This window comes from Nitrospirota bacterium, assembly GCA_035516965.1.
Classification (GTDB): Bacteria; Nitrospirota; UBA9217; order UBA9217; family UBA9217; genus MHEA01.
This window is the reverse complement of record DATIZR010000022.1, coordinates 25,294-35,716: the sequence shown is the minus strand read 5'-3', so window position 1 is coordinate 35,716 and position 10,423 is coordinate 25,294. Positions and strand designations below refer to the sequence as shown.

At 58.7% G+C, this 10,423-nt stretch carries 11 protein-coding genes; 10 read left to right on the top strand and 1 reads right to left on the bottom strand.

The window, feature by feature from the left end; all coding sequences use genetic code 11:
• From VL197_02450 to VL197_02425, 6 genes are all read left to right on the top strand, one after another.
• The coding region (locus VL197_02450) for a methyl-accepting chemotaxis protein (protein ID HUJ16828.1) at positions 1-933 on the top strand (933 nt) is incomplete at its 5' end.
• Positions 934-997: 64 nt separating this feature from the next.
• On the top strand, positions 998-1,492 hold the full coding sequence (locus VL197_02445; protein HUJ16827.1) for a chemotaxis protein CheW: 495 nt from the start codon (positions 998-1,000) through the stop codon (positions 1,490-1,492).
• A 76-nt stretch (positions 1,493-1,568) separates the two neighbouring features.
• Positions 1,569-2,795 (top strand): MFS transporter, encoded by a 1,227-nt coding sequence (locus tag VL197_02440; protein ID HUJ16826.1) that lies wholly within the window; start codon positions 1,569-1,571, stop codon positions 2,793-2,795.
• Positions 2,796-3,037: 242 nt separating this feature from the next.
• Positions 3,038-3,388 carry a hypothetical protein gene (locus tag VL197_02435; GenBank protein ID HUJ16825.1) on the top strand — a complete coding sequence of 117 codons (351 nt, stop codon included), beginning with the start codon at positions 3,038-3,040 and terminating at the stop codon, positions 3,386-3,388.
• A gap of 39 nt (positions 3,389-3,427) precedes the next feature.
• Complete coding sequence (locus VL197_02430) at positions 3,428-3,682, top strand: VF530 family protein (GenBank protein ID HUJ16824.1); 255 nt, start codon at positions 3,428-3,430, stop codon at positions 3,680-3,682.
• A gap of 235 nt (positions 3,683-3,917) precedes the next feature.
• Positions 3,918-4,517 carry a flavin prenyltransferase UbiX gene (locus VL197_02425; GenBank protein HUJ16823.1) on the top strand — a complete coding sequence of 200 codons (600 nt, stop codon included), beginning with the start codon at positions 3,918-3,920 and terminating at the stop codon, positions 4,515-4,517.
• Between the two features lie 102 nt (positions 4,518-4,619).
• Here VL197_02425 and VL197_02420 read toward each other — a convergent pair whose 3' ends face one another.
• Entirely contained in the window at positions 4,620-5,075 is a 456-nt protein-coding gene (locus tag VL197_02420) for a bifunctional nuclease family protein (GenBank protein ID HUJ16822.1), read from the bottom strand.
• Between the two features lie 129 nt (positions 5,076-5,204).
• Here VL197_02420 and argS point away from each other — a divergent pair, with 129 nt between their 5' ends.
• The 4 genes from argS to secD all read left to right on the top strand — a co-directional run bounded on the left by argS (position 5,205) and on the right by secD (position 10,352).
• Positions 5,205-6,869, top strand: a complete 1,665-nt coding sequence (gene argS, locus VL197_02415) for an arginine--tRNA ligase (GenBank protein HUJ16821.1) — start codon at positions 5,205-5,207, stop codon at positions 6,867-6,869.
• A gap of 166 nt (positions 6,870-7,035) precedes the next feature.
• Positions 7,036-8,157, top strand: a complete 1,122-nt coding sequence (tgt, locus tag VL197_02410) for a tRNA guanosine(34) transglycosylase Tgt (GenBank protein HUJ16820.1) — start codon at positions 7,036-7,038, stop codon at positions 8,155-8,157.
• Between the two features lie 132 nt (positions 8,158-8,289).
• Entirely contained in the window at positions 8,290-8,634 is a 345-nt protein-coding gene (gene yajC / locus VL197_02405) for a preprotein translocase subunit YajC (protein HUJ16819.1), read from the top strand.
• A gap of 143 nt (positions 8,635-8,777) precedes the next feature.
• A complete protein-coding gene (secD, locus tag VL197_02400; protein ID HUJ16818.1) occupies positions 8,778-10,352 on the top strand; it encodes a protein translocase subunit SecD in 1,575 nt (524 codons plus the stop codon).
• Positions 10,353-10,423: the final 71 nt, after the last annotated feature.

The following is a 10,423-nucleotide window of genomic DNA, read 5'->3' as shown; positions in this document are numbered from 1 at the left end:
ACCATGGCGCTGAAGCCCATTGCGCGGCTGAACGGCATCGTAGGGAAGGTGGCGTCAGGAGACCTTTCTCAGACCGTGGGGTCCGCGGGCAAGGACGAGATCGGGGAGCTGTTCTCGGCGATAAAGGCCATGGTGGAGAGGCTCAGGACGGTGGTCGGGGACGTCAAGACGGCGGCGGACAATGTGACGTCGGGCAGCCAGCAGATCAGTGTCAGTACCGAGCAGATGTCCCAGGGGGCCAGTGAACAGGCCGCATCGGCCGAAGAGGCATCGTCGGCAATCGAGGAGATGAATGCGACCATCAGGCAGAACGCCGACAACGCGCAGCAGACGGAGCGCATTGCGCTGAAGAGCGCGAACGATGCGCAGGAAAGCGGCGAAGCCGTGTCAGAAGCCACGCAGGCCATGAAGGAGATCGCTTCGAAGATATCGATCATCGAGGAAATAGCCCGCCAGACCAACCTGCTGGCGCTCAATGCGGCCATCGAGGCCGCCCGCGCGGGCGAGCACGGCAAGGGGTTTGCCGTCGTAGCCGCGGAGGTCCGGAAACTCGCCGAGCGGAGCCAGGTGGCGGCCGCCGAAATAAGCGGCCTGTCAAACTCCAGCGTCGAGGTTGCAGAACGGGCAGGGTCGATGCTGGCAAAGCTGGTTCCCGACATCCAGAAGACCGCCCAATTGGTTCAGGAAATAGCCGCCTCTTCAAAGGAGCAGGCAACGGGAGCGGGCCAGATCGACAGCTCGATCCAGCAGCTGAACAAGGTGATCCAGCAGAATGCCGGCGCTTCGGAAGAAATGGCATCTACAGCCAGTCAGCTTGCCTCCCAGGCGGAGCAGCTTCTGGAAACCGTGACATTCTTCCGTCTGGGCGCCGTCGGCGGCAGCGAGAGCCGTCAACCAGTATATCTCCGATTGCCGTCAGCAGTGCCGAAATGATGCTGAGACTGAGCGTTCTCTGCATGGATGAATTTCGATCTCAAAATTTGACAAGGAGGACGGTATGAGTATAGAGAGTGTCCTGGAAGTTGCCCAGTATCTTACCTTCAAACTTGACGATGAGATATTCGCTCTGGATATCTCGAAAGTGCGCGAGGTCCTTGATTACACGACCGTTACCAAGGTGCCGAACACGCCCGCATTCATGCGCGGCGTGATCAACGTCCGGGGCAGCGTCATCCCGGTCGTCGATGTAAAGCTGAAATTCGGCATGGCCATTACCGAAAAATCGGTGAACACCTGCATCATCATCCTGGAAGTCGTGGTCGACGGCGAGACGTTGGTCGTCGGCGCGCTTGCGGATTCCGTGGAAGAGGTGATCGACCTCGATTCGGGCCATATCGAGCCTGCGCCGAGGATCGGGACCCGCCTTCGCACCGATTTCATCAAGGGCATGGGGAAGCAGAATGAACGCTTTATCATTCTCCTTGATATGGACAAGGTCTTCTCGTCCGATGAACTGGCTCAGGTGAGAACCGACTCGCCGGCCGAGGTCTAGACAAGGCCACTTTCGATCGCGGTAAAAACACATACCGGCTTGAAAAAAAGTCTCAATTCAGGTAGAGTCTCTGACCATGACCGGGACACAAGCCGCTCCTCCTGCCTGGCGCAGGGGCCTGACCAGAAATGTCATCATCCTCGGCGCTGTGAGCCTCCTGAACGATGGCGCTTCGGAGATGATCTATCCGCTCCTGCCCGCGTTCCTGACCGCCGTGCTCGGCGCCGGGCCTGCAGCCATCGGCGTCATTGAGGGCATCGCCGAAGCCACCGCCTCCCTGCTCAAGCTCTACTCCGGCTATCTTTCCGACCGCGTCAGGAAGCGTAAAGGGTGGATCGTCGCGGGCTACTCGCTCTCGAACATCATCCGGCCTCTCATCGCCTTCTCCACATCCTGGCTGCACGTCCTCTCCCTGAGGTTCACCGACCGCGTCGGCAAGGGCCTGCGCACCTCGCCGCGCGACGCGATCATCGCCGATTCGACGCCGCAGGAATTCCGGGGCAAGGCCTACGGTTTCCACCGGGCCATGGACCACGCCGGCGCCATAGTCGGCCCGCTCGCCGCGACAGCGCTGCTGTTCCTTTTTCACGACGACCTCAAGACCATATTCCTGCTCTCCTTCATACCCGGAATGTTCGCGGTCGCCATGCTCCTCTTCGGGCTTCGGGAGCCGGAAGCAACAGGCCCGAGGCCGGCAGGGGCGACTCCTTTCAACTTCCGGTCGACCTGGGCGGAGATGTCCGGCAGTTTCCGGAAGTACCTGGGCATCATTCTCCTCTTCGCCCTGGGGAACTCTACGGACGCCTTCCTCCTCCTGCGGGCCCAAAAGCTCGGCGTGGCTGTGACGCTCCTGCCCATGATCTGGGTCGTGCTGCACATCGTCAAGATGGGATTTTCCATCCCCGGCGGCATCATTTCGGACCGCATCGGCAGAAAGAAAGTGATCGTGACGGGCTGGATCGTGTACGCCCTCGTGTATGCGGGCTTCGGCGCGGCGAACCAACAGTGGCACGCCTGGGCGCTTTTCGCAATCTACGGGATCTATTTCGGATTGACCGAGGGGGTGGAGAAGGCGCTCGTCGCGGACTTTGCACCGACTCACCTCCGCGGTTCCGCCTTCGGCCTGTACCACCTCGTCGTGGGCATAGGCGCGTTCCCGGCGTCGCTCCTGTTCGGCCTCGTCTGGCAGAAGGCAGGGGCAGCGGCCGCCTTCGGCATGGGCGCGGGACTCGCGCTCGCAGCGAGTGTTCTACTCTCTCTGCTCACGATCAAGAAACCGGAACCAGCAGACAACCACTCGTAGGTTCCTTTCCCTAAGCAGTCATCGGGCGATATTCCGGCCCTCTGATGCTGGCTGGGAAATAATGTATCAGGATCCAAGGGATCAAAGATTTGGGAGCTAAGCTTTCCGCACAGTGATATGCATGGAGGTGGGCAGCCTTCATTGCGTTGTCTCTCACTCGAATAGGTAAAGACAAAATATGCGGCAGGGATCATCACTTGCCCCCCCCTAAAGATCAGATCATTGCTTAAAGGTAATATCGCTTGAGCAACCAAAATTCACTTCAAAAGTTAGAAGCAAAACTTGAGACGCTCACCGCACTGCTCAAGAAACACGGTGTGAAACATTGGTCAACATGGCTCGGTGGAGATTTAAATCTTATAAAATCAGGAGACGCTAGAGGAATTGAACATTTGCTGTCCGCCTATGGCGGTATGGGTAGTCTCAACGATGTTTACCTCTGCCCCGAGAATGGACATATCATAATGAAAGATGAGATGAATTCCGTTAACGATAATTTTTTGGAACTGAAGTCTGATGTTTATGCCTTGGCGTCCGATATTCATCGTGAATTACAACGAAAAAGAGGACTAACAACGGGGTCCAGCGGATAAAGCACCTCTGACGCAAGCGTTGAAAAAAATTGAATGGACATGAGCGACCAACAACACAAAGATCCTCTTCACGGTGTCACGCTGGAAATGATGCTTACCCAGCTGGTGGCGCATCATGGGTGGGAAAAGATGGGGCAGATCATCGATATCCGGTGCTTTAATAATGACCCGAGCATCAAGTCCAGCCTGCAGTTCCTGAGAAGAACGCCCTGGGCGAGAACTAAGGTCGAAGCGCTGTATCTGAAGTATGCACGGAATGTCTTAAAAAAGCCGAAAAAGACGGAACGTGCTTAGGAGGCTGTTAAAAAGTATTTTAGCTGTCTTTGCGAGCGAAGCGCGGCAAACTCGGTTTTAGAAAGATGAGAACTTCGGGATTGCCGCGTCGCGAAAACAGCTCCTCGCAATGACAGCTGAGGCGGTTTTTCAACTGCCTGTTAGAAAAAGGCTTGCAAAAAAAGACCGCGGACCGTAAACTCTTCAGAGAATTAAATCGACGTATCTCCTTATTTCAACCGAAAAGAGGTAGTTCATGGCAACTTATACCGTAGCGATCACCGGCGCGAGCGGCGCGCCCTATGCCCACCGGCTGCTTCAGGTGCTGATCAAGGGAGGGCACTCTGTTTACCTTACGATCTCCGGAGACGGGCTTTCGATCCTGAAAGACGAAACGGGAATGGTGCTGAAAGGGTCGGAGACCGATATCCAGTTCGAGTTGGAGAAGCAATTCGAGGCGAAGACGGGCAAGATCACCTACTTCGACGAGGACACTATGTACGCGCCGATCGCGAGCGGATCGGTCAAGGTGGACGCGATGGTCGTGATCCCGTGTTCCATGAAGAGCCTGGCGGCGATCGCCAACGGCTACGCCACGACGCTGATCGAGCGCGCCGCCGACGTGATGATCAAGGAAAAAAGAAAGCTGATCCTCGTTCCCCGCGAGACGCCGCTCTCGGCTATCCACCTGAGGAACATGCTGACCGTGGCCGAGCTCGGCTGCCATCTCATCCCGGCCATGCCGGCCTTCTATCACCACCCCAAGCGGGTTTCGGACATGGTGGACTTCATCGTGGGCAGGGTGCTGGACAGCATGGGGATCGAGAACGACCTGTCGCCGAGATGGGGGCTTTAGGGCAAGGGTAAAAGGGAAAAGACGCTGAAATTATGGGGGTGAAGAATTGTTAGGTGAGGGATAAACTGTTCTTAAGCAATTTTTTCCTATTTTGTTCTTTTTCTACGCGTTAAACTCCGTTCCGCCGCCCTCTCCGAGGTTTTTCATCCACATGTCGAGCGTGGACTGGTCCTGTTTCGCCAGCACGTCCTCTTCCACAAAAACCGGCGCGCCGATCCGGATCGCGATCGCGATGGCGTCGCTCGGCCGTGAATCGATGTGGAATTCCTTGCTGTTCTGGAGCAGGTACAGCGAGGCATAGAACGTGTTGTCGATGAGGTCGCTGATCACCACGCGGGCGATCTCGATCTCCAGGCGGTCGAAGATGCTGACGATCAGGTCATGGGTCAGGGGCCGCGCGGCCTTCACGTTGCTCATGGCCAAGGCGATGGAATTGCCCTCCGACGCTCCGATCCAGATCGGAAGGATCTTTTTCCCCGTATCATCCTTGAGCACGACGATATAACTGCTGTTCTTGCTGTCGAACAGGATGGTATTGACGTTCATCTGTATCCACATGGCCGTCTCCGCCCTTTTTTTAACAATACCACAGCGCCGGGACCAAGTAAAGGGATTATTATATTGACTTTTTTCGCGTATAAGCTATACTTTGGCGTTTACTAATGGCACGAAAGACGCTGTTCACCCATGAAAGAAACCCTTACGGACATCCTGCTCAACGCCCTTGCGCGGGCCAAAGAGAAGGGAGAACTCAAGCTCGAAACACAGCCTGCGGTCACGCTTGAAACGCCGAGGGAGAAGAGCCACGGCGACCTCGCCACGACCCTCGCCCTGACCATGGCAAAGTCCGAGGCGAAGCCTCCCCGGAAGATCGCCGAGATCATCGTGAGCAACATCCGGGACGAGGCCGGGATCATCGACCGGACCGAGATCGCGGGCCCCGGGTTCATCAATTTCATCTTCAAGCAGGACCGGTGGAAACAGACGCTCTTTGATATCGAGGCCGAAGGCGGGCGCTACGGCCTCCGGGACATCGGCAGGGGCAAGAAGGTGCTCGTGGAATTCGTGAGCGCCAACCCGACGGGCCCGCTCCATGTGGGGCACGGAAGGGGAGCCGCGATCGGCGACGCCCTTGCGAACCTGCTCTCGGCCGTCGGGTTTGCTGTAACGCGGGAATTCTACATCAACGACGCGGGCAGGCAGGTGAAGCTCCTGGCGCTCTCGGTCTACAGCCGGTACCAGCAGGCGCTCGGCAATAACGTGCCTTTTCCCGAGGACGGGTACCATGGGACCTACATCGAAGAGATCGCCCAGGGTTTCATCAAGCTCCACGGGAAACGCTACCTGAAGGCGCCCTTTGATGACTGCACCGAGGCGTTCGCTGATTTTGGCAAGGAAACGATGCTGGCGGACATCCGGACGGATCTGGAATCCTTCGGCGTCCGGTTCGACACCTGGTTCAGCGAAGCGTCGCTCCTGAAGGACGGCTCGGTCCAGAGATCGCTGGATGAGCTGATGGAAAGCAGGAACCTCTACGACCAGGACGGTGCGCTTTGGCTCCGGTCGACCACCTTCGGCGACGACAAGGACCGGGTAGTGGTCAAGAAGGACAAGAGCTACACCTACCTTGCCACGGACATCGCCTATCACCGGAACAAGCTGGGGCGCGGTTTTACCTCGCTGGTGAACATCTGGGGCGCGGACCATCACGGTTATATCCCGCGGGTCCAGGCTGTGATCCAGGCCTTCGGCCATCCGAAAGACTCGCTCCACGTGCTGCTCGTGCAGCTTGTCGCGATCCTCCGGCACGGCCAGCCGGTGCCCATGTCGAAGCGGGCAGGCACGTTCGTCACGCTGCGCGACGTAGTCCAGGATGTGGGCGCCGATGCAGCGCGTTTCATCTTCCTGACGCGCCGGTCGGACAGCCACCTGGATTTCGATCTGGACGTTGCCAAGGAGCAGTCCCGCGAGAACCCGGTGTACTACGTTCAGTACGCCCACGCGCGGCTTGCGAGCCTGATGCGGGAGGCGGAATCCCGCGGCATCGTGGTGCCTGCGAAGGACGCGGTCACGATCGATCTCCTCGACCTCGAAGAGGAGCAGAACATCATCAAGTCTCTCGCGAAGTATCCCGAGGTCATCGAGGACGCCGCCCTGGCCTATGAGCCCCACCGGCTCACGTTCTATCTGCAGGACCTAGCCGGGCTGCTGCACAACTATTATTTCAAGCACCGTGTGATCACCGAGGACAGGGGCCGGACCGGGGCCAGGCTCTTTCTCATGAAGCAGGTCAAGACCGTCATCCAGAGTGCGCTCAGGATCCTCGGCGTGAACGCGCCGGAACGGATGTGAATTCATCAGCCGCGAACGGGCGCGATAGCCATCGAAGGATGCAACGGAAAAAGGCTCACGAGTCGCCCAAGAGGATATAGCCGGCCTTCACTCTTTTGAACATTTTGAGCATCATTGCAGATGAATTAGTCTTTCATTCGCGTTTATTCGCGTGAATTCGCCGCCCATGGCTTTCAGCTTTTCTTTGATAAAAAAAGATCCTGCCTCCTCCGCCCGGCTCGGGAAGATCGTTACTTCCCACGGCGAGATCAGTACGCCGGTCTTCATGCCGGTCGGAACGCAGGCAACGGTCAAGACGCTGTCTCCCGACGACCTCGCCGGCCTTGGCGCGGAGATCATCCTCTCGAACACGTACCACCTGTTCCTGAGGCCGGGGCATGAGCTGATACGGGAATTCGGCGGGCTCCAGAAGTTCATGGCATGGCACCGGCCGGTCCTGACGGACAGCGGCGGGTTCCAGGTCTTCAGCCTGGCGGACCTCCGGAAGATCACCGAGGAGGGGGTCACGTTCCAGTCCCACATCGACGGCGGAGCGAAGCATTTCATCACGCCCGAGTACGCCGTCGAGATCCAGGAAGCGCTCGGCGCGGACATCATCATGGCCTTCGACGAGTGCATCCCGTTCCCGGCGACGCATGATTACGCGAGAGCGTCGCTGGAGCGGACGATCCGGTGGGCGAAGCGGTGCGCCGTAGCGAAGAAGGAAACCGGCCAGGCGCTGTTCGGCATCGTCCAGGGCGGCATGTACCCCGAGCTCCGGAAGCAGTCCGCCGAAGCGCTCCTGGACATCGGGTTCGATGGCTACGCGCTGGGCGGTCTGTCGGTCGGCGAGACCAAGCCGGTGATGTATGAGATGATCGAGGCGTCGGTGCCGTCGCTGCCCGCAGACCAGCCGCGCTACCTGATGGGGGTCGGAACACCTGAGGACCTCGTGGAGGGCGTGGAGCGCGGCATCGACATGTTCGACTGTGTGATGCCGACCCGGAACGCGCGGAACGGCACGTTCTTCACCTCCTTTGGAAAGCTGGTGATCAGGAACAGCCGGTACGAGCGGGACCCGGACCCAATCGATCCGGAGTGCGGCTGCCCTACGTGCAGAAATTTCACGCGGGCGTATCTCCGGCACCTGTTCAATGCGAACGAAGTGCTGGCCCTGAGGCTGGGCACGGTCCATAATGTTTTTTTCTACCTCGACCTGATGCGGAAGGTGAGAACAAGCATCGAGCAGGGTGGGTTCCGGGAGTTCAAGAGAGAGTTTCTGTCGATGCGCGAAAGCGCCCCATCGTAGGTTAAAGTTCTGCAGTCATTCCCGTCGGTTGAATCGGGATTCCGTTTTTTGAAGCGGAGAGCATCAACCCTATCCCTGTGCGAAGCACGGGGATGATAAAAAAGAAATTCAATCCTACAGGAGGGTTTCAACATGCTAGAATCAATCGCATATGCCATGGGATCACCGGGCAGCGCGGGGCAGTCTTCGGGAGGCGGCGGAGCGTCGGGCCTGATCATGATGGTTGTCATCTTCGCCATCTTCTACTTCATCCTGATCCGCCCGCAGCAGAAGAAGATGAAGGAACACAAGAAGATGGTGGACGATCTCAAGAGGGGCGATGAGATCATCACCGGCGGAGGCATCTACGGCATCGTCGAGAACGTATCGCCCGACACCCTGACCGTGAAGATCGCCGAGGGAACGAAGGTAAAGATCACGCGCGGGTCCATCGCTCACGTGGTCCGGCCCGAGGACGAAAAGAAGGACAAGTCCTGACCTGATTTTGCCACGGGCGGATGGGGACGACGGACCCGGAAAACAGGGGAAGGAGCCGCCCTGGTCTGTCCCGAATGTATCCGCGGCCATCCGTGATGGTGCGCGGCCAATTTGATTCTGTTTTTTCAGGAGGCAATACCACAATGAAGAAGAGCATTCAATGGAGACTGGCGGTCATTGCCCTGTCGGTCCTGATCGCGCTGTTCCTGTTCCTCCCTTCGACGCCGCTCACGTCGAAGCTGCCGGAGTGGTGGCACCAGAGCGTGCCGAAGATCTCGCTCGGCCTGGACCTCAGGGGCGGAAGCCACATCGTCATGCAGGTCGAGACCGACAAGGCGATCGAATCCTCCCTGGACAATATCGCTGCCGACCTGCAGACAACTGCCGCGTCGCAGCAGATTGCCGCCACCTTTTCGAGGACCGGGCAGACGATCACGGCGAAGACCACGGAGGCGAACGCCGACAAGGTGGAGAAATTTGTCAAGGGAACCTACGCGATCCTTGACCAGAAGTCGAACGCCAAGGGCGAGCTGGTGTACGGCCTGAGGCCCTCCGAGATCAGCCGCCTGAGGGAGGCTGCGGTGCAGCAGACCCTGGAGCGGACGCGCCGCAGGGTCGACAAGTACGGTGTGGCCGAGCCCGCCATCTACAAGCAGCAGCAGGACCAGATCGCGCTCCAGCTGCCGGGCGTGAAGAACCCCCAGGAGGCGATTTCCTTCATCAAGACCGCGGGACGGCTCGAATTCAAGCTTGTTGACATTGATCCCGGAGACTTCCAGAAGGCGCAGGCCGGCACAGCGCCTGAAGGAACGGAGCTCCTCTTCGAAGAGCGGGAGGGGGAGAACGGCAAGATTTCGAAGCAGCCGGTCCTTGTGTACAGCAAGACGCTCCTGACCGGCGACCGCCTCAAGGAGGCCAAGGTCGGTATCGACCAGTACAACAAGCCGGACGTATCCATCTCGTTCGACAGCAAGGGCGCGGAACTGTTCGACCGCATCACCGCCGAGAACGTGGGCAAGCAGCTGGCGATCATCCTCGACGGCGTGGTCCACTCTGCACCCCGGATCCAGGACCGGATCAGCGGCGGGAACGCCCAGATCACGGGCAACTTCACCCATGAAGAGGCGGCGAAGCTTGCCATCGTCCTCCGGGAATCGCTGCCCGCCCCGGTCAAGATCATCCAGAACGTGACCGTCGGCCCCTCGCTGGGTCAGGATTCCATCACCATGGGCGTCCGCTCGGCGCTGATCGGCGGGCTCGTGGTCGTCATCTTCATGGTGGTCTACTACCGGATGGCCGGGATCATCGCCGACTACGCCATCATCCTGAACCTGGTCCTGCTCCTCGGGGCCATGGCGCTGCTGAACGCGACGCTGACGCTCCCCGGCATCGCGGGCATCATCCTGACCATCGGAATGGGCGTGGACTCGAATGTGCTCATGTTCGAGCGCATTCGCGAGGAGATCCGGGCCGGCAAACCGCCGCGGCCCGCCGTCGATTCGGGATACGACAAGGCGTTCCTCACGATCCTCGACTCGCACGTGACCACGCTGATCACGGCTGCGGTGCTCTTCATGTTCGGCACCGGCCCGATCAAGGGCTTCGCGGTCTCGCTCAGCCTGGGTATCATGATCAACCTCTATTCCGCGCTGGTGGGCACCAAGGTGATCTTCGATATCATCAATACCAAGTGGAAGCTGGAGAAGCTGAGCATATAATTATTCTTCACCACAGGGGGCGCGGAGAGAACAACGTGTTATCCCAATCCCGGATTTGACCCCGGTGATCT

Bases quoted from the DNA above. Each gene is read 5' to 3' on its own strand.
- VL197_02445 (HUJ16827.1), top strand. From the start codon at position 998: ATGAGTATAGAGAGTGTCCTGGAAGTTGCCCAGTATCTTACCTTCAAA.
- VL197_02440 (HUJ16826.1), top strand. From the start codon at position 1,569: ATGACCGGGACACAAGCCGCTCCTCCTGCCTGGCGCAGGGGCCTGACC.
- VL197_02430 (HUJ16824.1), top strand. From the start codon at position 3,428: ATGAGCGACCAACAACACAAAGATCCTCTTCACGGTGTCACGCTGGAA.
- VL197_02425 (HUJ16823.1), top strand. From the start codon at position 3,918: ATGGCAACTTATACCGTAGCGATCACCGGCGCGAGCGGCGCGCCCTAT.
- VL197_02420 (HUJ16822.1), bottom strand. From the start codon at position 5,075: ATGTGGATACAGATGAACGTCAATACCATCCTGTTCGACAGCAAGAAC.
- argS (HUJ16821.1), top strand. From the start codon at position 5,205: ATGAAAGAAACCCTTACGGACATCCTGCTCAACGCCCTTGCGCGGGCC.
- tgt (HUJ16820.1), top strand. From the start codon at position 7,036: ATGGCTTTCAGCTTTTCTTTGATAAAAAAAGATCCTGCCTCCTCCGCC.
- yajC (HUJ16819.1), top strand. From the start codon at position 8,290: ATGCTAGAATCAATCGCATATGCCATGGGATCACCGGGCAGCGCGGGG.
- secD (HUJ16818.1), top strand. From the start codon at position 8,778: ATGAAGAAGAGCATTCAATGGAGACTGGCGGTCATTGCCCTGTCGGTC.